Annotated in this window: 17 protein-coding genes and 1 tRNA gene; 7 read left to right on the forward strand and 11 right to left on the reverse strand. The window is 34.7% G+C overall.

Features of this window, described 5'->3' with window-relative positions:
* The 4 genes from J3U66_RS06435 to recQ form a co-directional block, all read right to left on the reverse strand.
* Nucleotides 1-618 (reverse strand): hypothetical protein (locus J3U66_RS06435; protein WP_267348452.1); only part of this gene is annotated, 618 nt, incomplete at its 3' end.
* 1,058 nt (nucleotides 619-1,676) lie between these two features.
* Entirely contained in the window at nucleotides 1,677-2,855 is a 1,179-nt protein-coding gene (locus J3U66_RS06440) for a M20 family metallopeptidase (protein WP_267348454.1), read from the reverse strand.
* A gap of 132 nt (nucleotides 2,856-2,987) precedes the next feature.
* Complete coding sequence (locus J3U66_RS06445) at nucleotides 2,988-4,220, reverse strand: hypothetical protein (protein WP_416379677.1); 1,233 nt, start codon at nucleotides 4,218-4,220, stop codon at nucleotides 2,988-2,990.
* Nucleotides 4,221-4,314: 94 nt separating this feature from the next.
* Nucleotides 4,315-6,144 carry a DNA helicase RecQ gene (gene recQ / locus J3U66_RS06450; protein ID WP_267344628.1) on the reverse strand — a complete coding sequence of 610 codons (1,830 nt, stop codon included), beginning with the start codon at nucleotides 6,142-6,144 and terminating at the stop codon, nucleotides 4,315-4,317.
* Between the two features lie 297 nt (nucleotides 6,145-6,441).
* Here recQ and J3U66_RS06455 point away from each other — a divergent pair.
* Both J3U66_RS06455 and J3U66_RS06460 read left to right on the forward strand, forming a co-directional pair.
* Nucleotides 6,442-6,518 (forward strand) — tRNA-Val (locus tag J3U66_RS06455).
* A 788-nt stretch (nucleotides 6,519-7,306) separates the two neighbouring features.
* Complete coding sequence (locus J3U66_RS06460; protein ID WP_267332914.1) at nucleotides 7,307-7,969, forward strand: DUF7424 family protein; 663 nt, start codon at nucleotides 7,307-7,309, stop codon at nucleotides 7,967-7,969.
* Nucleotides 7,970-8,095: 126 nt separating this feature from the next.
* Here J3U66_RS06460 and J3U66_RS06465 read toward each other — a convergent pair whose 3' ends face one another.
* Nucleotides 8,096-10,084, reverse strand: a complete 1,989-nt coding sequence (locus J3U66_RS06465) for a TonB-dependent receptor domain-containing protein (RefSeq protein ID WP_267348456.1) — start codon at nucleotides 10,082-10,084, stop codon at nucleotides 8,096-8,098.
* Nucleotides 10,085-10,256: 172 nt separating this feature from the next.
* Here J3U66_RS06465 and J3U66_RS06470 point away from each other — a divergent pair, with 172 nt between their 5' ends.
* From J3U66_RS06470 to J3U66_RS06485, 4 genes are all read left to right on the forward strand, one after another.
* Nucleotides 10,257-11,183: a siderophore ABC transporter substrate-binding protein gene (locus J3U66_RS06470; protein ID WP_267348458.1), complete on the forward strand. Its 927-nt coding sequence runs from the start codon at nucleotides 10,257-10,259 to the stop codon at nucleotides 11,181-11,183.
* A gap of 400 nt (nucleotides 11,184-11,583) precedes the next feature.
* The gene (gene rimO / locus J3U66_RS06475; protein ID WP_267344624.1) at nucleotides 11,584-12,900 is read left to right on the forward strand and encodes a 30S ribosomal protein S12 methylthiotransferase RimO; all 1,317 of its coding nucleotides are present in this window, start codon (nucleotides 11,584-11,586) and stop codon (nucleotides 12,898-12,900) included.
* Between the two features lie 8 nt (nucleotides 12,901-12,908).
* A complete protein-coding gene (locus J3U66_RS06480) occupies nucleotides 12,909-14,297 on the forward strand; it encodes an MATE family efflux transporter (RefSeq protein WP_267332918.1) in 1,389 nt (462 codons plus the stop codon).
* A gap of 299 nt (nucleotides 14,298-14,596) precedes the next feature.
* Nucleotides 14,597-14,746, forward strand: a complete 150-nt coding sequence (locus tag J3U66_RS06485; protein ID WP_267344623.1) for a hypothetical protein — start codon at nucleotides 14,597-14,599, stop codon at nucleotides 14,744-14,746.
* A 96-nt stretch (nucleotides 14,747-14,842) separates the two neighbouring features.
* Here the strand turns inward: J3U66_RS06485 and tkt are convergent, their stop codons facing one another.
* The 6 genes from tkt to J3U66_RS06515 form a co-directional block, all read right to left on the reverse strand.
* Nucleotides 14,843-16,849, reverse strand: a complete 2,007-nt coding sequence (tkt, locus tag J3U66_RS06490) for a transketolase (protein WP_267348460.1) — start codon at nucleotides 16,847-16,849, stop codon at nucleotides 14,843-14,845.
* A gap of 137 nt (nucleotides 16,850-16,986) precedes the next feature.
* Nucleotides 16,987-17,937: a transaldolase gene (gene tal / locus J3U66_RS06495; protein WP_267348462.1), complete on the reverse strand. Its 951-nt coding sequence runs from the start codon at nucleotides 17,935-17,937 to the stop codon at nucleotides 16,987-16,989.
* Nucleotides 17,938-18,150: 213 nt separating this feature from the next.
* Complete coding sequence (gene rpiB, locus J3U66_RS06500; RefSeq protein ID WP_267332921.1) at nucleotides 18,151-18,606, reverse strand: ribose 5-phosphate isomerase B; 456 nt, start codon at nucleotides 18,604-18,606, stop codon at nucleotides 18,151-18,153.
* A gap of 327 nt (nucleotides 18,607-18,933) precedes the next feature.
* Nucleotides 18,934-19,173 carry a FeoC-like transcriptional regulator gene (locus tag J3U66_RS06505; protein WP_267332922.1) on the reverse strand — a complete coding sequence of 80 codons (240 nt, stop codon included), beginning with the start codon at nucleotides 19,171-19,173 and terminating at the stop codon, nucleotides 18,934-18,936.
* Nucleotides 19,174-19,224: 51 nt separating this feature from the next.
* Nucleotides 19,225-21,561 (reverse strand): Fe(2+) transporter permease subunit FeoB, encoded by a 2,337-nt coding sequence (gene feoB / locus J3U66_RS06510; RefSeq protein WP_267348463.1) that lies wholly within the window; start codon nucleotides 21,559-21,561, stop codon nucleotides 19,225-19,227.
* Nucleotides 21,558-21,800: a FeoA family protein gene (locus tag J3U66_RS06515; protein WP_267332924.1), complete on the reverse strand. Its 243-nt coding sequence runs from the start codon at nucleotides 21,798-21,800 to the stop codon at nucleotides 21,558-21,560. The genes feoB and J3U66_RS06515 overlap by 4 nt, the downstream gene beginning before the upstream one ends.
* 605 nt (nucleotides 21,801-22,405) lie before the next feature.
* Here J3U66_RS06515 and J3U66_RS06520 point away from each other — a divergent pair.
* Nucleotides 22,406-22,762: an ArsC family reductase gene (locus J3U66_RS06520; RefSeq protein WP_267344618.1), complete on the forward strand. Its 357-nt coding sequence runs from the start codon at nucleotides 22,406-22,408 to the stop codon at nucleotides 22,760-22,762.
* Nucleotides 22,763-22,772: the final 10 nt, after the last annotated feature.

Below are 22,772 nucleotides of genomic sequence, written 5' to 3' on the forward strand. Positions count from 1 at the left end.
CCCATACTGGGTGGTTAAACTACCAGCAGTAGTGGTTAATTCCACTTTATAAGGCGCATCACAGATATCTAAAGTAGCACTACGACTCACAGCATGATTTGCTTTATCGGTAATACGTACGCTTAAATTACCGCTAGCAGTAACACCATTAGTACCCTGACCATCACCATCTTCATCACCCCAATAATTATAGGGTGCACCAATTAAAGCACTTAAGGCAATGGAATTGGTATTGGTAGGTATTGACATAACAATATCAGCGAAACTCTGATTGGTTACCGGCAGCTGTATTGGGTTGACTGCGGTTGAAGTATTGGTTGCTGGTGTAATGTGAGTACCGTCGGATAGGGTAATCCATAACAAACCATCTGCAGTGGTAACCTTAGTTACCCCATTATCAAAGGTTAAATAAGGTGGATTACCATGAATATATTCAGTTGTACTTGCCGATAATGCTTGAGTATTAGAGCAATAAAACAACAATAACATCGGCATCCAAGCTAAACCAAGTTTAGATAACCTACCTGATGCTTGAGTTTGAGTATAAACCCCTAGTGAAGTTAAGATTAACCTTAAATTTATATCTTTAATTAAGCTTAAGGATAACGCTGAGCTCAAAGCGTATCTTTTGTTTACACTTATTGCTAAAAAACGATGATTATTTACGCTATTTCGATGAAATAAGTTAAAAGTAGAAGTAAGAATTGAATTAAATTTCAGCCTAAAGAGAGATTGATGAGTTTTTAAAACATTGTTTTGCCAGCGCTGGTGTCTGGTGTCTGGTGTCTATAATTATACTGCATGGCGTTCCATCCGTCAACTAATCTTTTATTTTATTTAGGTTTTTTTATGCTAAACGGCTATAAATTAAGCCTAAATCGTTTTAATTATAAGGGGATAATAAAAAAAAGCCACTCATTCAGCCGAATTATTTGTAAGGAAATGTAAAATAGTAAGATATATTTGAAATATATCGTATTATTTTTTATTCGAAAATATATCACCCCTTTTATTTCTTAAATTTCTTAATAGAATTTTTGGATTTTAGATTGGTTAAGATTTTGGACATTGGTCGTTTTGTGATGTTTTCTTTTCGGTGAAAACGACCGAGAAAAAAGGAGGTTTATGAACCTCCCCAAATTACTCGTATCGCCCATTTTTGCTTGCTTCTTCGAGGCTATTATCGCTATGTACTAATCTTCAAATTTGTTCCATAAAAAATTTGTCCCCACAACCGCTCGAATACTGGTCACAGCTTTACTGCTTTCGTTTCACATTAACAAACCAGCGAGAATCGTAGCTCGTGTATGCCCTCGCCTTATTCAGTATTCTGAATGTTCTAGGCCAATTCCCTCACTCGGCAAAATTTATATTGGAAATGAACATCTCGATTGGAATTAAGTAATCGCCCAAGAAAAAGGCTCAAGTATAAAACAACCTATGAAGCCTTTTTTAAACTGAATTCATACTTAGTAGTTGAATTCAAGCAAAGTTTTTATGCTAAAACGTACATATTTCCTTAAGCTTTTTGTCAAAATTTAATTTGTTAAATGATCTATTTGTCAGCAGTTGTGAAATAGTTTAGGTTAATTGATATGTTGAATTATCACGCTGCCAAGCCATTTGGCTCGGCAGAGTATCCGCCTAAATCAACTTTTTATTCAAGTTTTTGGCGTTTAGTTTTGATTTAAATAAGCCCAAGCATATTGTGCATAAAATTCTGCACCTAAGGTCATACCATCTTCGTCAACATTAAAGCAACCATGATGATGTGGCCATTGCGTGTCTTTTTCAGAATTACCGGAACCCACTAAGGCAAAAGCGCCTGGAATGTTTTCTGTATAGTAACTAAAATCTTCACCACCAGTTGTCGGCGGTTCAAAATAAAGGGTTTGTTCACCAAACGATTCGACAATAACTTTTTGTGCTAATAAGGCACTCTCTTTATCATTAATCACGGGAAGTGTACCGTAAATATATTCAACTTCGGCCGTAGCTCGGTACATAGCAGCAACTTGGTTAGCATATCGACGAATTGCTGCTTCAATTTTGTCACGTACAGCAACATTAAAACAGCGTACAGTGCCCTCTAATACCGCATTTTCGGCAATCACATTAAAACGAGTACCAACATCCATTTTGCCAATGGTGACTACAGCTGGATCAAGGGGAGATACCTCACGCGAGACAATAGATTGTATATTCATTACAAATGAAGATGCGACCATAACGGCATCAACAGTGTCATGTGGCATAGATCCATGTCCACCTTTACCTTTAAAACGAACAGTTAATAAATCTGCCGAAGCAAAACTAGAACCGACCACACAAGATACTTTCCCTACAGGTGTTTGTGACCAAATATGCATGCCAAAAGCGCTATCGACATCTTCAAGCACACCCTGTTTAATCATGCCTTTTGCACCTTGGGCGATTTCTTCCGCCGGTTGAAACACTAATCTCACATTACCTTTTAGCTGATCGCGAATAGCATAAAGTGCTTTAGCCGCAGTCAGTAGCATAGAAGCATGGGTATCATGACCACAAGCATGCATTTTGCCATCAATTGTTGATTTATAATCGATGTTGGTACTTAATTCTTGCACCGGTAATGCATCGATATCTGCTCTCAGTAAGATTCTTTTACCGGGTTTACCACCTCGGATATCAGCAATAATGCCTGTTGGTTTAGTCCGGCGGTAAGGAATACCGATTTTATCAAGTTGTTCAGCTATTTTGTCGGTGGTTCTAAACTCTTCCCATGGTAATTCAGGATGTCGATGTAGGTCTCGACGAAAAGCAATCATTTCATCAATATTTTGTTGAACGAGTTTTTTGATATCTGGATTTATCATGATACTACCTTTAATATTTCAATGTATTCTATTTTTTAGGATTAGATATGCAATCATCTAATCCTTATTTATGTCATTACTTTTTTTAATTGTGTCGGTTACTTTAGCCAATCAACACCATTTTATCTGTCACTAGGGCGTAACCGCTGATGGTGCAACAATCATGTTGACCATGATACCTGCAAGCACCACAGATACGATTGTGACTGAAATAAATCCACCAATCAGCATCGGGGGTAGCATATGGCTAGTCAGCACCTCTTTTTCTTTCTGATCTTTAGTTAAATTGTTGATCACTTCATTGGTAATAATATAATCGGCAGGAAAACCATATAAGGCGGTCAGTGCGATAGAAAACGCCATCTCTTTACTCACTTTTAAAACTTTACCCACAATCACCGAAAAGATAAACATGCCAACCACCGCAGATAAAATAAAGATGATAAGTGGTGTAATTAATCGAACTAGCATTTCAGGCGTTGCTTTACTTAAGGTATCAAAAATAAAGAGCATTAATCCCATCACCGCTAAACCAAATCCACCTGCTTTTTTGAGTGGATGACGTTCTAAGAAGCCACACGATGCCGCAATAACACCAAATAGTAAACATAAGACAAATGGGCTAACACTGACAATTGGCTTTAAAATTTCAGAGACAGAGTAAGCTAAAAGCCCAATAATTGCGATACGTAAAAAAATGAAATAAGATGAATTATAGCTGGAAGGAATTTTAGCAAACATGCGTGGCATCGGATTTTCATCATCTGCGACCACTGATTGTTTGTCAATCGATGACTTTGGATCGTTATTGGCATTCCAAGTACCTGCATGATACTGGCTTAGCACTCGTCGCCCTTCTCGTTTAAGCATGATTGAGGTAAGCGGATAACCAATAAAGCCTTGCATCACATAGATAATAATGGCAAATACAGCAAGATCAGGTAATCCAGCATCGGTTGCACCTTTCGCCATAATAATGGCCGATACAATGCCGCCAACTAGAGGCGGAATCGCCACAACAACGGTATTAAAGTCAAAGAATAGATAGCCCACTATTATTGCAATAATAATGATCCCCACAATTCCTGCCAGCGAAATTAAAATAGTTTTCCACTGTAGTAATAGTTCCTTAACCGATAATAGTGTGCCCATATTAACGATCAGTAAATACATAAACATTACAGCAACGACAGTTGGGATACCCGCACGAGCGACGATATCTTTTGGGAAAAACGTCCAATAACCAAGTAAGAAAAGTACAGCACAAATAAATACAGAGGGGATCCAAGCTTTGGTTCGGGTTGAAACAATATCGCCAAGATATAAAATAATTAACAATAATACGAGCGCTAACATTTGTGGCATGTCATTCATCGGTGACATAAAAAGCTCCATTTTTTATCTTTTTTAATAAATTTGTTTTCTTAAGAGACGCTATTATAGTTAATTATTTATGATGTTATATATTTTTTATCATGAAATCGTTAATTTCATCTAAAAATAAATTGCCATATTTCTCTAATTTAATTTTACCTACGCCTGTAACATTAAGTAGTTGTTTTTTGCTTTCTGGCATAGTTTGCACCATTTCTAATAAGGTCGCATCGCTAAATATGACATATGGTGCAATATCTTCAACATCTGCAATATCTTTACGTAATCGTTTTAGATTATTAAATAAAATACGCTCTTCATAAGACAAAATGGTAGTTAAGTTAATTGCTCTAGCATATCGATTTAAGCGACTCTTCTTCACAATCTCTAGTCGAGGTTTAGCTAATGATAAGCTAATCTCACCTCTTAAAATTTTTCGTGCCTCTTGAGTCAGTTGTAACGTTGTAAAAGTTGAAATATTTTGACTTAAGTAACCTAAATAAATTAATTGTCTAATGACACTTAACCAATAATCTGTTGAATGCTGTTTCCCAATTCCATAAACAGACAATTTGTCATGTCCGTTTTCTTTTATTTGCGAGCGAGCTGATCCTCGTAATACATCAGAAATATATTGCGCGCCATAACGTTGCTCAACTCGATAAACACACGATAAAACTTTTTGCGCATCAATTAAACCATCGTACATTTCTGGTGGATACAGACAAATATCACAGTTATTACAAGGCTCACTGTGATTTTCACCAAAATAATTAAGCAATACGATTCGCCGACAAGTTAAGCTTTGAGCGAATGATTCCATAGCATTAACTTTATGTTGCTCGACCTCTTTATGCTTACCATCCATTTTGTCAGCAATTTGTCGATGATACCAATTTAAATCTTTGCCATTAAAAAGTAATATTGCTTCGGCAGGTACGCCGTCTCGCCCTGCTCGTCCGGTTTCTTGATAATAAGCTTCAATTGTTCTTGGGCAATCTGCATGGATAACAAATCGAATATTCGGTTTATTAATTCCCATACCAAATGCAACTGTTGCAACAATAATTTGTACATTATCTTTTAAAAAAGATTCTTGTGCCTGTAAACGTTCGCTGTTAGTTAAACCAGCATGATAAGCTATAACAGAAAAACCACGTGCAGCAAGCCTTGTCGCCATATCTTCAACTTTAGAACGACTTGAACAATAAATTATGCCACTATTGCCTTTTTGTGTTTCAATAAAAGAGACCACTTGCTCGGTTAAATTAAACTTATCCACTACGGTATAACGGATATTGGGACGATCAAAACTACGCACGACAACTAAAGGATCCACTAGTTTTAATTGATGAATAATATCCGTCTGAGTCATCTTATCCGCTGTTGCAGTCAGTGCAACCAAAGGAATATCAGGAAAACGCGCAGAAAGCTGCCCTAATTGGCGATAATCAGGGCGAAAATCATGGCCCCATTGTGAAATACAGTGTGCTTCATCTATGGCAATTAATGAAGGGGGATGTTTTTCAATCATGGTAGAAAATGATGATACAGCAAGTCTTTCCGGTGAAATATAAAGCAATTTTATCGAGTGTGATAAATATTGTTCAATAACGGCTTGCTGTTCATCTGATGATTGAGTTGCATTTAGATATGCTGCCGAAATACCGTTGGCAATAAGTTGATCAACCTGATCTTTCATTAAAGAAATTAACGGTGAAATGACCAAAGCGGTACTTGGCAATAATACGGCGGGTATTTGGTAACATAACGATTTACCACCACCGGTAGGAATAATTGTTAAGGTATCTCGACCATCGATAATTGATTCAATAATTTCTTTTTGTTGATTTCTGAATGATTTATATCCAAAAATATTATGTAAAACATCCTCTATCTGATCTTTTATCGACATGTTAACCAAAACAAATAGCTCCTTAATTATTCCATGGAGTATAGCTAAATAAGACTAAACAAACCACAGAAAATTTACATTTATTTACAATTCGAGAAAAAAAAACTAAAACTGTTTTTTAAATTGTAATAATGATAAAAATAAATCTATTTTACAACCCTTATCTTGATCATAAAAACAACGGATTCGGTTATTCTATAACCACAATCGTTCAACAGATTAAAAAACAGGCTATTTTTAATTTTTTTACTTGATACAAATCGATTTCACAGCTAATATTTGCGTGTTTCAACATATACGCCCGTAGCTCAGTTGGTTAGAGCATCACCTTGACATGGTGGGGGTCAGTGGTTCGAGTCCACCCGGGCGTACCAATTCAAGTCCTTATCCGAAAAGACTCCGCAAGAATTAATCTTCATCTCAATTCTATTAAAGGGGTTAAATCGGGGTAAAACTGGGGTAAAACCCATACCATTTTTTAGCAAATCTATTATTATCTACTTTCCACCGCCGCACTTCAAATTTCACCATTGCAAAATTCGTTTATTGCTAATAAAAGACCGTTTGCTTGTAACATGATAACAATTAACAACACAATACCATTTACAAACGTGGGCTATAGCTTATTTTGAATATATACAATTATTCAATTGATTATTATACTTAAAAATCAAGATAATTATTGCATATAGAATAACTTCTAAACACGAGAATAAAAAAAAGCGATCAAAATCGCAATTGTTACAACAAATTATCTTAACTTACTTTATTGTTGGATGATATTCACTTTTTCACACGTACAAAATACGAGAAAGGCTATGCTCTTAATAACACCATATTGTGCCTGTTATTTCCCATCATCATTTTTTGATTTAATATTTATTATTATTAAATTCATATCTGATAAGTTAGTTAACTAATGATTGTCTTAGTTGATGTCAAATTTCGATTAATCATACGAACGGTATGACATATTCTTTATTTTAAACGTTCGATTGGCTAGCCTATCAGGATAAAACAGAGTTAACAGCATCATTCAAGTCATAAAAAATTTTGATAAATAATAAATTAAATTTTTTTGACTGTATTTTGAATTAACCATGGTTAAATAAATTTTTACTGATATGATCTAAGTAATTAAACACTTTAATAGGAAAATACAATGAAAAAAATTTTATTAATATCATTTATTTCTGCAATGCTATTAGGTTGTGATGCTAATGTTGAAACAACCGTGACAATTTCACAGCTTGATGCTAAACCATCTTTTGTTAAGGGAAACTTAACATTAGAAGTCCCAGCCTGCTCAGATTATAAAGACTCCAGAAGTGAATCATCGTCACTCATTACAGCTAAAAAAGAGATAGCCCAACTATTCAAATCAGTTGAATATAAAGAGTGTTATACTCAAAAAATGAAATCATATGCATCATTTGAAATTCCTATTTTAGTTGGTCAAGACATATCAGACACTGAACTTTTAAAACAAGCAGATATCCTAACGGTTAAACATGATAAAGGAATATATGCTATAACTAACCCCGAGTTCACAAAAAAATTAATTCAATATAAGAAAAAAGCCATGTCAAATATTGATTTTAAAATTTCAATTTCACTTATCAATGACACCGATAAGTCTATCGATAAAATTTCTGTAACAAAAGCTTTTATCAATAATAGCCCATACGATGCGGCAGAGTTCTCTTTAACACCAAATGCTAAGGTAACAATAACACTGAGTGATGTTTCTACCCAAATACTGTTAAACCCGACTACAGATTCAAATAATAAACAAGGCATAACTGAAATCGCTAAATTTCAGTAAAATAATATTGTTAAATGCATATTATATGTCTTTATGATACTTACATAATTAAAAAAGGGCGCTTTAACCCGCCCTTTTTATATGAAAATCGTCTTAGAAAAATAGTCGAGAGATTGTTTGGTTCATTTAGAAATTAATCTCAGTACCAACAAAATAACGTCGACCTTCTAACGTTTTACCAAAATCATCGTTACTTACGTCTTTATCAAACAAGTTATAAATACCAGCATATAATTTTGCTTGTTTATGGATTTTATAAGAAGCGCCTATATCCCAGAAGGTATAGCCTGCATAAGTGACATATTTAGTTTTTTTACCATCTCTTTTTGTTGCATTTTCTTGACCATAATAAGCCATTTTAGCCCATAAATCCCAATCATGGGTCACATACCAATCAAGTTGTGTATTGAACTTCTGTTTAGGTGTACGATTTAGCGCTCTTCCTTTATTTGGACCTGTTTTTTGTTCAGTCTTAGTCCAAGAATAATTGGTACTTAATAAGAAATCAGTAAATAATGGCGATTTGAATGATAATTCAATACCTTTCAGATTAGCTTTATCTACATTTTCTCTACCTTGTACAAAATCAAATTTTTCTTTATAACCATCAATTTTACATAAACCTTTACCTGCTGGACCATTACAAATATAGTAAGTTTGAATTTTATCTTTATACTTGGTATAGAAAGCAGTTGCTGATGCATCAACACCATATTCGTTAGTATAACCAAGACCAATTTCATAGTTATCAGATTTTTCCGGTTTTAGGTCAGGATTTCCCATTACCATGCCTTTATTCCCAGTACCTGCTCCACCGGTTACTTGTCCCCAATCAGAAACGACTTGACGTAATTGAGGAGTCGCAAAGCCAGTTGAATAACCACCTTTTAACGTAAAGTTATCATCAATATTCCAAACACTGTACACACGCGGATTCCAGTTGCTACCATAATTTTCATCTTTGTTATAACGCAAACCAAGCGTTAAACTCCAATTCTCCATTAATTTTAACTCATCTTCAGCAAACAAAGCATAATTCCAACGATCAATTTTAGTAACGGATTTATTTAACTGATTACCTCTGTCATGCAGTTCTTGATAGTTATATTTACCACCAACCGTTAACGTATTGATATAAAATGGAATTGTTATTCTTGAATCCACATCCGTGTTTCTAATTTTCATCTTTCTTTCTGGGTTATTATTACCTTCATAAGAAATAAAAGAAGTCGTTGATACATCACCAAATATCCCATTATGCGTTAAAGCAAATGAGTTACGAGCATTATCACGAACAAAATCACCTCTATTTTTGTCTCTGGTTTTCCCAGCTGATCCTTTACTATTTTGTAAAGAACGACCAAAGTCTAAATCAAATTTTTGAGTATCGGTTGCATTCAACGATAATTTTCCATTTATACTACGTAATTTTTGCTCGGAATGACCATTTAAAAACTCATCCTCATGGCGATTAGAGTATTGCCCATAAAGTTGGATACCTAAAATATCATCAATAATAGGACCCATTGTTGAAAAGCTGCCAGTATAAGTATCTTTTTCTTTGGAACGATAAGGGATAACTGACTCTAAACGTAAACCTGAATGCCACTTATCTGATACTTTTTTGGTAATAATATTAATGACCCCGCCCATCGCATCAGAACCATACAGTGAAGACATAGGCCCTCGGACAACTTCAATACGTTCAATTGCGGTCAATGGTGGTAACCAACCTTGCTCAAAACCGGAACCATCACTATTTGGCCGTGTTTCACGAGTGTTAATTTTTTTACCATCAACTAAAATCATCGTGTATTTAGCATCCATACCACGAATACTAATATCAGTTGAATCACCGCCACCTGTTATTGTGACACCTGGAATATCTTTTAAAGCGTCAGTGACATCACGGTAAGGTTTATTATCAATTTCTTCGGGCGTAATAACCGAAATTGTCGCCGGCGCTTCTTTAACTTGTTGCGCAAATCCCGAAGCGGTTACAACCATAGTATCAGTATCAGAATTAGTTGCCGCCAAAGCCGAGGTTGATAATGATATTAAAATACCTGAATTGATTGCATGTTTAGCAAGTTTAAGTTTCTTTTTGAAAGCCATGATGTATAACCCTATTATTAATAATGATATTTTTATTTCAAGTGGAATGTGAACACTACAGTATATGAGAACAATTATCAATATCTTTTCGAAAAATTATTTAAGACTAGACAATTTTAATTTATTAAATAATAATAGTTCTCATTTACACATAAACATAATGCGAGAAATTATGATGAAGAGAAATAAAAAATGGTTACTAATTAGCCTTATTGCCGCGACATTAGGACTAACCGGTTGCCAATCATCAAATACGATGATAGTAACAGCCGATAATCAAACAGTAACGGTTCCCAAATTACCACATAAAGTTGTCGTGATGAATTATGGTGCCTTAGACACCTTGGATGCATTAGGCAAAGGTTCTATCGTTGTTGGCGCACCACAATCAGTAATTCCAACCTACTTAAATCAGTATAAAAAAACCAATATTAAAGATACAGGTAATATGAAAGAACCTGATTTAGAGGCGATTAAACAAGTTAAACCTGATTTAATTATTATTGATGGTCGTCAAGCTAGTCGTGCGCCTGAGTTAACTAAAATTGCGCCTGTTATTAATCTAAGTGTTGATGCTAAAAACTATATTCAATCAACAAAAGATCATATTAATGTGTTGGCAAGTATTACCGGAACGGAAGCTAAAGCTACTAATTTAATTCAATCGCTTGAAAAAAAGGTAAATGATGCACAATCAATTGCTTTAGCAAGCCATAAAAAAGCGATTGTAGCAATTCATAATGATGGAAAAATGATCCTTATAAATACTAGCTCAAGTGCGGCTTTAATACATGATGTACTAAAAGTTAAACGGGCAGTACCCGTCGATGTTAAATCTAGCAATAATAACGACAAACCTAAACCGGTATTTATTGATAATCATTACATAAGCACAGTAAAACCTGATGTTATCTATATCGTTGATCGCAGTAAAGCGATTGGTAAAGAAGGCATGAGTGAAAATTACTTTGACTCAAAAGTATTGAAAAAGGCTAAAACACAGGTGATATATTTAACGCCTGATCTTTGGTACTTATCTGGCGGCGGTGCAGAAAGTTTGGATCGTCAAATTGATGAAGTGGTAAATTCACTAAAATAAATTATTATTAAATTTTTAACTTCCTATTTATGAGCTGTTATTGTCAAATAACGGCTCTTTTTTTAATTAGATAAATCAACCATAATAAATTAAAATACGAGGAATAATTAGCTACTTTTTAGCTATTCTAATTTTAATAACTCAATTCAAAAAACAGTTTACTTAAAATTCAAATTAACCCCATTAAAGCATAAGAAACTTATTTTAACGTAGAATAACCATCTATTAATACATTGATGCTAAAGATGTTTATACGCAATGAGAAATTCTTTATATCAACTAAGATGAAATATGGTAAAATGCACCCGTTTTTTTATTATTAGCTACAAAATTAAACTAATTGACTGATAAAATTCTCAAATATACCTCTAATTAATAAACACACTATAAAAATATGAATATGTCATCCCCTACTATTGGATTTGTGAGTCTTGGTTGTCCTAAAAACCTTGTTGACTCAGAGCGAATTTTAACTGAGTTACGTACTCAAGGTTATCAAGTTGTACCAAGTTATGATAATGCTGATTTAGTTATTGTTAATACCTGTGGTTTTATTGATAGTGCTGTACAAGAATCGCTTGAAGCTATCGGTGAAGCATTAAACGAAAATGGAAAAGTCATTGTCACTGGCTGCCTTGGCGCCAAAGAAGATCAGATTCGTTCTGTTCATCCTAAAGTGCTTGAAATATCAGGTCCACACAGTTACGAATCTGTGCTAACTCATGTAAACAAATACGCGCCTAAACCAGCTTATAATCCCTTTACAAGTTTAGTGCCACAACAAGGTGTTAAATTAACACCAAAGCATTATGCTTATTTAAAAATTTCTGAAGGTTGTAATCATAACTGTACATTTTGTATTATTCCATCACTTCGAGGCGAGATGGTCAGTCGCCCGATTGGTAATGTGCTTGATGAAGCTAAACGCTTAGCCGACAGTGGTGTTAAAGAATTATTAGTGATTGCACAAGATACATCAGCCTATGGTATTGATATTAAAAATCGTACCGATTTCTGGAATGGTATGCCACTAAAAACCGATATCAAAACGCTTTGTGAACAATTAGCGAGTCTCGGTATTTGGGTAAGGTTACACTATATGTATCCCTACCCGAGTGTTGATGAATTGATTCCATTAATGGCTGAAGGTAAAATTCTTCCTTATTTAGATGTACCTTTACAGCATGCCAGCCCATCAGTGCTGAAATCAATGAAACGACCGGGCACCATTGAACGTACTCTTGAACGAATTGAAAAATGGCGAAATATTTGTCCTGAAATCACCCTACGTTCAACCTTTATTGTCGGCTATCCTGGCGAAACCGAACAAGATTTTGAACTATTACTCGACTTTTTATCGCAAGCACAATTAGATCGTGTTGGCTGTTTTACTTACAGTCCTGTTGAAGGTGCAGCAGCGAATGCGCTACCAAATCAAATTCCTGACGAAATCAAACAACAACGTTATGATCGTTTTATGCAACTACAACAAATGATTTCTACCCAAAAATTACAAGATAAAATTGGGAAAACATTATCGGTCATCATAGACGAAGTAGATGAAGAAGGCGCAATTGGCCGTAGTATGGCAGATGCACCAGAAATTGATGGTGTTGTTTACCTAAATGAAGAAAACAGTGTTAAAGTTGGCGATATAGTTCAAGTTAATATTGAACATTCAGACGAATATGATTTATGGGGAACTGTTAAACAGTAATAATAACAATGAAACTACATTATCGGTTAGAGATTAAAAATATTATAAAATTAGCAGTTCCGGTATTGATTGCCCAAATATCGCAAACAGCTATCACCTTTGTTGATACCATTATGGCCGGCAATTATAGTGCTACTGCACTTTCTGGTGTAGCGATTGCGGTTTCCATTTGGCTACCAACAATTTTATTTGGTCAAGGATTACTGACAGTTTTAACACCGATTATCGCTAATTTAAATGGCGCGGCTAAACGCGATCAAATTGCAATTCATACCCGTCAAGGTGTAATTATTGCGTTATTTTTGTCGATAATCATGATGCTTTTTCTCTATCATTCCGATAAATTAATTACATTGAGAAGTTCAACTGATCATCCTATCGATCCAGAAATGGTTAATGTAGCGGTATCGTTTTTACGTGCAATTATGTGGGGAGTACCGGCTTTTTTACTCTTTTTTGTTTACCGTAATCAATGTGAAGGGTTATCAAATACTAAACCAGCAATGGTAATTATATTTATTGCATTACTTGCCAATATTCCCATTAATTACATATTAATATATGGTAAATTAGGGTTACCAGCTTTTGGCGGTGTAGGTTGCGGTATCACTGCCGCAATTATTTTTTGGTTAATGTTCGCATTAATTAGACTATACACATTAACCACCTCAAGTCAGCAAGATGTACGCAAAACACCAATGGTTAAACTATTTGATTTTTCAATCATCAAAAATATTATTGTTCTTGGTACACCTTTAGCATTAGCCTACTTTTTCGAAGTCAGTTTGTTTGCAGTTGTTGCATTATTGATAGCGCCATTAGGTCAAACAACCGTTGCTGCCCACCAAATTATTTTTACCATCAGTAGTTTAACATTTGCTATTCCCCTATCATTAGGTGTCGCAACAAGTATTCGTGTCGGTTTTTTATTGGGTAAAAGCAAGCCAATTTTAGCTAAGCAAAGCGCTTATATCAGTTTAACAATATCATTAATGTTAGCAATTATTGTGGCACTGATATTAGTAATATTTAAATCACCAATAATTGAAGTTTTCACCACCGAAAGCACTGTTATTTCTATCTGCATGCAATTAATTATTTTATTGGCTATCTATCAAGTCTCTGATTATTTACAGGTGGTTGCAAGTAACGTACTGCGCGGTTATAAAGATACACAAAGTATTTTCTTTATTACACTTATTTCTTATTGGGTAGTCGGCTTACCCGTTGGTTATATTTTGGGATTAACAAATATTATTATCGAACCAATAGGAGCTGCTGGTTTTTGGATAGGATTTATATCAGGCCTGAGTGTTGCAGCAATTTTATTGCTTGCAAGAATGGTTTATATTCAAAGACAACCTATCGATACCATTCTAGAACGAGCTGCTAGATAACTAGTTAAACTCTTTTATAAATAATAACAGAGTATTATTAGCATTCATTTGTATAAAATAGTGTTAGATATAGATTTTGAAATATCTGGCACTATAGCAATATCATTAATTATATGACCATATATAAATTAAAAATCAACGTATAAAAATGCTATTTATTTTATTGACATTAATTATTATTTTAAATATCCCTTAAAACCTCCAAATTTGCAGCCTTTTAATTAAAATAACAAATAAAAACAATATAATAAATTATTTAAATTGGATTTTTGATCTTAATTTAAAAATAAAGCAAATGGATGGGTGTTCAATTAGATGTCAAACATGATTATATGCAACATCAAATTACAGAAATACCCGAACAACAAAATATCAAAGTCAAAGATTGGAACATGAATAATTTATACGAGTTTGATAAATTGAAAAAAGATCCAAATCCTTTCAATTAGTATTTTAAATAATATTTTATAAAAATAGCTTATCAAAATAAAAACGCCATTAGCAATCTACTGCTTATGGCGTTGTGAGTTCGTTTTTTAATGTTGTTATTTTAACAAACTATTGGCTTGGGCAATTACATTTTCAACAGTAAAACCAAATGCTTTAAATAATTGCTCTGCTGGTCCTGATTCACCAAACGTTGTCATGCCGATAACTTTGCCATTTAGACCTACATATTTATACCAATAATCACTAATACCAGCTTCAATAGCAATTCTTGCTATTACTGATGAAGGTAAAACTGATTCTTTATAAGATGGATCTTGTTTGTCAAAGGCATCTGTTGAAGGCATTGAAACGACTCTAACCTTTTTACCTGCTTGGGTAAGTTGATGATAAGCTTCTACCGCAAGTTCAACTTCAGAGCCAGTCGCAATAATGATAAGATCTGGCGTGCCTGTACAATCATTTAGAACATAACCACCACGATAAACATTAGCTAATTGCTGTGCTGTACGATCTTGTTGTTTAAGATTTTGTCTTGAGAAGATCAATGCTGTTGGACCATCTTTACGTTCAATTGCATATTGCCATGCAATGGCTGATTCAACTTGGTCACACGGTCGCCAAGTACTAACGTTTGGAGTAACGCGCAAACTAGCCATTTGTTCAACAGGTTGATGCGTTGGTCCATCTTCACCTAGACCTATTGAATCATGGGTATAGATAAATAATGAACGAATCTTCATTAACGCAGCCATTCTTACTGCATTACGGGCATATTCCATAAACATTAAGAAAGTTGCACCGTAAGGAATAAATCCGCCATGTAGAGCAATACCATTCATAATCGCTGACATACCAAATTCACGCACGCCATAATGAATATAATTGCCATCAGGATTAGACAATATCTCTTTAGAGCCTGACCACATGGTTAAGTTACTTGGTGCTAAGTCCGCTGAACCACCAAGAAATTCTGGTAGTGCTGGTGCAAAAGCTTCGATCGCATTTTGTGAGGCTTTACGCGTTGCAATAGTTGCTGGATTTGCTTGTAATTTATTAATAAAATCTTTAGCTGTTTGTTGCCAATTAGTTGGCAATTGACCTTCAACACGGCGTTTGAATTCTTTCGCTAATTCAGGATAGGCTTTAGCATAAGCATCAAAACGCACATTCCACTCTTGCTCACTTTGCTGACCTTTTGCTTTTGCATCCCAAGCTTCATAATATTCTTTTGGAATTTCAAACGGCGGATATGTCCATCCTAATGCTTTGCGAGTGGCTTCGATTTCAGCATCACCAAGTGGTGCCCCATGGCTTTCATGGCTACCAGCTTTATTTGGTGAACCAAAACCAATAATTGTTTTACACATTAATAATGATGGTTTATCTGTTACGGCTTGTGCATGTTCGATAGCTTCAGCTAACGCTTTCGCATCATGACCATCAATACCACGAATCACATGCCAGCCGTAAGCTTCAAAACGTTTTGCAGTATCATCAGTGAACCATCCTTCCACTTCACCATCAATTGAAATACCATTATCATCATAAAACGCGATAAGTTTACCTAATTTAAGGGTGCCAGCTAATGAACAGACTTCATGAGAAATACCTTCCATCATACAGCCATCACCCATAAATACATAAGTGTGATGATCAACAATATTATGACCGGCTTTATTAAATTGGGCTGCTAATGTTTTTTCTGCAATTGCCATACCAACCGCATTAGCGATACCTTGACCTAATGGACCTGTTGTGGTTTCAATGCCTGGTAGATGACCATATTCAGGATGCCCTGCCGTTTTTGAATGCAATTGACGAAAATTCTTTAAATCATCTATCGTGACATTATAGCCAGTTAAATGTAATAAGCTATAAATCAACATTGACGCATGGCCATTTGATAAGACAAATCGGTCACGGTCTGCCCAATGAGGATTAGTTGGATTATGTTTTAAAAAACCTCGCCAAAGAACTTCGGCCATATCAGCCATTCCCATAGGAGCCCCTGGATGACCTGATTTTGCTTTTTGTACGCCATCCATACTTAATGCTCTTATCGCATTCGCGAGTTCGCGGTGAGATAAAGTTGTTGCATTCATTTTGTTATCTCCAAAATATTTAATTTAAATATCATTACTATTTGCAAGTTAAATCACACTTACAAAAATCGTTAAGAAATTAACGATAAAAAATAAAAAAGAGGGGGAAACACGCTCCCTCTGACGACAGAATATAATTAGAGAAGTGCACTAATCATGTCTTCTAATTTACCTTGATCAACAGCAAAAGCACGAATACCTTCAGCTAATTTTTCAACCGCCATTGCATCACTATTATGTTGCCATCTAAATTCAGCTTCTGTCATTAATGTAGGGCGCGCAACAATGGTTTGATTAGGATCTAATTTGCGTACTACTGGCGCGTTGGATTGTTGCATTTCTGATAGTAAATTAGGCGAAATAGTTAATCTATCACAACCAGCTAAAGCTAAGATTTGGTCGACTTTACGGAAACTTGCGCCCATAACAATGGTTTTATAACCATGTTGTTTGTAATAATTATAAATATTACGAACCGAAACAACCCCTGGATCTTGATCGGCCACATAAGGTTCAATAGGTTTTTTAGCTTGATACCAATCATAAATACGACCAACAAAAGGGGAAATTAAAAAGGCATTCACTTCTGCACAGGCTCGTGCTTGGGCAAACGAAAAGAGTAATGTTAAATTACAATTAATACCCTCTTTTTCTAAAACTTCTGCGGCTTTAATACCTTCCCACGTTGAAGCAATTTTGATTAAGATTCTTGATTTATCGATCCCTTTTTGCTTATAAAGTTCGATAATTCGGCGTGCTTTTTCGATACAACCTTGTTTATCAAATGACAGGCGAGCATCAACTTCTGTTGAGATGCGTCCTGGAATGATTTTTAAAATTTCAGCGCCTATATTTACAGCAACTTGATCACAAGCATTGACCAATTGTTGCTCTTTACTGCCACCTAATTTTTTAGCAGTTTCAACAGCAGAATCGATTAAATGACGATATTGAGGAAGTTGAGCGGCTTTAAGTACTAAAGAAGGATTAGTTGTTGCATCTTCAGGCGAAAATTGTTTAATTGAATCGATATCACCAGTATCAGCAACTACAACGGTTAATTTTTTGAATTCATCTAATTGACTCATACATCTATGTCCTCTACAACATTGCTATTTCAAATTGAGTTATCATATCATTTATTCAGTAATAAAACGACACTATCAAATCGCTATTTATATTGTTATTTTGAACTAAGAAAGTTAAAAATGTCGATAAAAACACGCGAGTTCTACTACAATATTTTATATTTTTTTATGAATTTAACTTCACTTTAACTAAAAAATTTCTTACTAACCTAATTACTTTGAATATAACTCATCGTAATAACAGATTCGTTCAACCTTAGCCGTTGATCCACCACCTTCAAATTCCGATTCTAGCCATGCTTGTACGAGCTTTTTCGCTAATTCTACACCGATGACTCTAGCCCCCATAGTCATAATCTGTGCATTATTACTTTTTCTGGCTCGTTCGGCTGAATAGACATCATGGCACTGAGCGGCACGAATACCGGGAACTTTATTGGCAGCTATCGCTACGCCAATTCCAGTTCCACAAATTAAAATACCTCGCTCATGTTTTCCGGCTTTAATAGCAGATGCAACAGCATTAGCAACATCAGGATATAAACCATTTTCTGACTGCTTATCACTACTATAATCAACGAGTTCAATACCTTGCTTAGTTAAATATTCAACAATACTATTTCTAAATTCAAAAGCAGCATCATCTGCGCCAATTGCAATAGATTTCATGTTTTCTCCTTACTAACTTTTACTAAAATGAACATAAGTTCATATTAATATCATTTGTTATTATTTAAATATAAATTATTTCAGTTATGTGATAAAGGTCTCGAAAATAAAATATTTATTAAGCTATTGATGAGTAGAAGACGAAAATTATTGATTATTTTTTACTTAAAAGCCCTAATAACCTTAATTTCTTTCACAGAAACAATCAAAGGTTAAACATAAAAACATTTGATATAGCCTAAAGAAACATGAGAAAAATGAGATGGCGGCAAATTTATTTTATCTGTTGATACATCTCATTGAAAAGGATGAATTAACTGACGTTATTTAAGATGATGCCCAAGTATAAATGCGTTGACCAGTTAGGTCACAACCGACACAACTGACACATTTTTTTGTTCCACAGGCATTTGAATCCTCCATAATATAGAGCTTTATCTTGCCTTTTTTAATCCAAAACAACATCATTTGTTCAACTACACTTTCAGGCAAATGAAAATAGCGAGCAATATCTTGTAGATTTGCTCGCCCTTTTAATTGAATATAATCTCGAATCGAAATTAACATATGAGTAAAAAGACAAACGCTAGGTTTGCTCTTCTCCAATAAGTTTTATGATCACTTTAATGATGGATCACAGCAGCGAGATCCATTGCTAGTATCATGATACAATTTAGGCGGCATATTTAGAGACGAATATTGCCCCAACCAACGCATTAACAAAATCATTGCACCAATAAAGGCAGCGCATCCCATCAACCAATAAATTGCCGAGACTGATTGCCCTAATAAAGTTATTTGATAATATATCGTCGCAACCAGCCAACCTACTATAAATGTCCACAGGGCAACAAATACCATCCATCTAATTCCCGCTTCACGATAAATCGCTCCCAATGCTGCTGCACAAGGTGTATAAAGTAGAATAAAAATCAAATAGGCAATGGCAACATTGTACGTCATAAATGAAGTTTTAATCTTAGCCACTGTAGTAGAATCAACCGCTAAATCATTTTCAATATCATCAATATCTTCTTTTAAAGATGAGAATCCTAATGGATCTAAAATAGTATCAGTAAAATCGAGTAAATTTTTAGGAATCGATAATATTGAAGCTTTAATACTGTTATTAAAATCGAAGTTATCGCGTTGCTGTTGTTGGTTATCCATAGAATAAAGTGAGTTCAATGTCGCAATAACAGCTTCTTTGGCAAAAATACCCGTAAAAAGTCCAACGGTTGCTGGCCAGTTTTGTTTATCCAGCCCCATCGGTGCAAGTGCAGGTGTAATGGTTTGACTAAATGCAGCAAGTAATGAATCATTAGATTGTTCATGTCCAAATCGACCATCAGTACCCAATGAATTTAGCAAACTCAATACCGTTACCATAATGACAATGGCTTTACCGGCTTTAGTAATAAAACTTTTTAACCTTTGCCAAGTTAGTTTAAACATACTTTGTAATGTCGGAATTCGATAAACAGGCATTTCCATAATAAAAGGTGTTGGCTGACCTTTTAATAAGGTTAGTTTTAAAATATAACCGGTAGCAAGTGCAACGAATATACCAAGCAAATATAAAGAAAAAACGACCATTGATGCATGACGTGGAAAAAAGATAACGGCAAATAAGGCATAAACAGGTAATCTTGCACCACAAGACATAAAAGGAATCATACAAATGGACATAATACGATCACGTGTACTTTCTAGTGTTCGGGTTCCCATAATCGCAGGTACGCCACAGCCAAAACCGACCAGCATTGGCACAAAAGCTTTACCAGGCAACCCAATACAGCGCATGGCTCTATCAACCATCATTGCCGCACGGGCTAAATAACCAGAATCTTTTAAAAAAGATAAGACAAAAAACATAGCAGCAATAACCGGAATAAAGGTTGATACCGTCTTAATCCCCGTTCCAATACCGTCAGCTAAAATAATATTCATCCAAATAGGCGCATCGAGTTGATGCAATAGATAAGATAGACCTTCAACAAAAATAGTATTAAAAAAACCATCAAAAAAGTCGATAAAAATTGAGCCAAAATTGATGGCGATCGTAAACATAACATACATCGCTAACAAAAAGAGAGGTATACCTGTTATTCGTCCTAGCGCAATTTTATCGAGCTTTTCAGAAAAAGTAGAACTTAGCTCCCGGGGTTTATTAATAACGTTTTTGCACACATTATCAATCACGTCATAACGAGCACTGGCTAAAGCAACATCAATTTCATAATCACACCATGCAGAAAGTAATAATCGACAAGCGTTAAGTTTTTCTGATTCACATGGGGTTAATTGATAACGTGAGCCGTCTAATAAAGCATCAATCAATTGCCAACGATTAAATTGATGAACCTGACTGTTTGCCGGCAATTCCTCTATATATCGAGTAATTACTGTTTGCTGATCATGACTTAAGGTATTCATTGCAGGTTGAGTCACTTGCTTAGTTGAGCTAATTTTTTCAATTTGTTGATATAATAAATCAATGCCCGTTTTTCTTTTGGATGATATGGCAATTACCGGACAACCGAGTATATGTGACAACTCTTCAGTATCAATTTGTTCACCAGTCATTTTTAACGCATCAGTCATATTTAAGACAACCACCATTGGCAGCTGTAAATCAATTAATTGTAAAGTTAAATATAAGCTACGTTGTAAATTCGTGGCATCAATAATGTTGATCATTACACTCTCTTTTTCACTCAAGACAAATTGACGCGTGATTAACTCATCTTGTGACACCGACAATGCATCAGATTCAATAGCATAGGTACCGGGCAAATCAATAATAGTATAGTGATTATTTTGATAATTAAGCACACCGGTTTTACGCTCAACAGTCACACCAGGCCAATTACCGACTCGTTGTTTTGCACCAGTAAGTAAATTAAACAGCGTCGTTTTACCACAATTTGGGTTACCAATGAGTGCAACATTCATGACTCAACCTCCATAACTTCGATAGTTGCCGCTTCACTACGCCGCAAACATAATAAAAAACCGCGTATTTTAATTTCAAGTGGATCGCCTAATGGTGCGGCTCGTATCACTAAAACTTTACAACCTGGCGTGACACCCATAGCTAACAGCCGACGACGAAATGGTAACGATTCAGGCAATAGGCGCGATATAACCGCCTCCTGACCTAAGGCAAGCTGATTTAAAGTTAGGACTGACATTGTGCTCCTAGATATTACTGAACCATTCGTTTTAATCTGTATAGTTCAAGTCATGATTATCAGAATAATTTAGCTTAAAAATGCGAACAACCCGCAATAATAATGATTTTTTCAATATAAAAAAACAAATAAACATTAAAAAAATAGAAATAATTGTGGAATTATGGTGTCAAAATGAGATTTTTAATTGAGTTTGTAACGCAATTTTATATATCTTTTTATAAAACGGTATTATATAACAACAAGTTATACTAAACCGTATGATTACCCTAAAACTTGTTGGTAAATTCTATGTATTAAAATATATAGCAATAGGTTTTTATAGTTATCGTCCAACGATCAAATTAACAACGAAAATTAACGCTATAAGCCTTAAGATCCTACTTTCTCATCAACCGCTATCTTATTTTTATGAACATTAGGAAAAAGATCATCTTCATCTATCTAAAAAATACCTCCACCACAAATACAATTAAACTAAAACTATAGTTAATTAAATACTATATCTTTATCCAAACTACTAGCTCACATTAATCGCAAATTGCCGAACTTAGCAGATAACTGTTATAATCTTTTTATAACAATTCAGATTAGGAAAGATCTTAATGTATATCATTTATGGTATTAAAAATTGTAATACAATGAAAAAAGCTTTCACTTGGCTTGATGAACATAATATTAGCTATCAGTTTCATAATTATAAAACTGAGGGTTTGTCACCAGAACTTTTAGATTCATTTTTACAGTTAGTCAACTGGCAAAGTTTACTCAATACTCGCGGTACAACTTGGCGTAAACTTGATGAAACCATTCGAGCCAACGTTGATAATGAACAAGCGGCAAAAGATATTATGTTAGCCAATCCCTCAATATTAAAACGTCCTTTACTCATTGATGGAAAACGCGCTTTATTAGGCTTTTCTGACGAAAGCTATTCACAATTTTTTGCTACACAAAAATAAACCGAGATAA

This window comes from Gilliamella sp. B2969, from assembly GCF_026536195.1.
In the GTDB taxonomy this organism is placed as follows: domain Bacteria; phylum Pseudomonadota; class Gammaproteobacteria; order Enterobacterales; family Orbaceae; genus Gilliamella.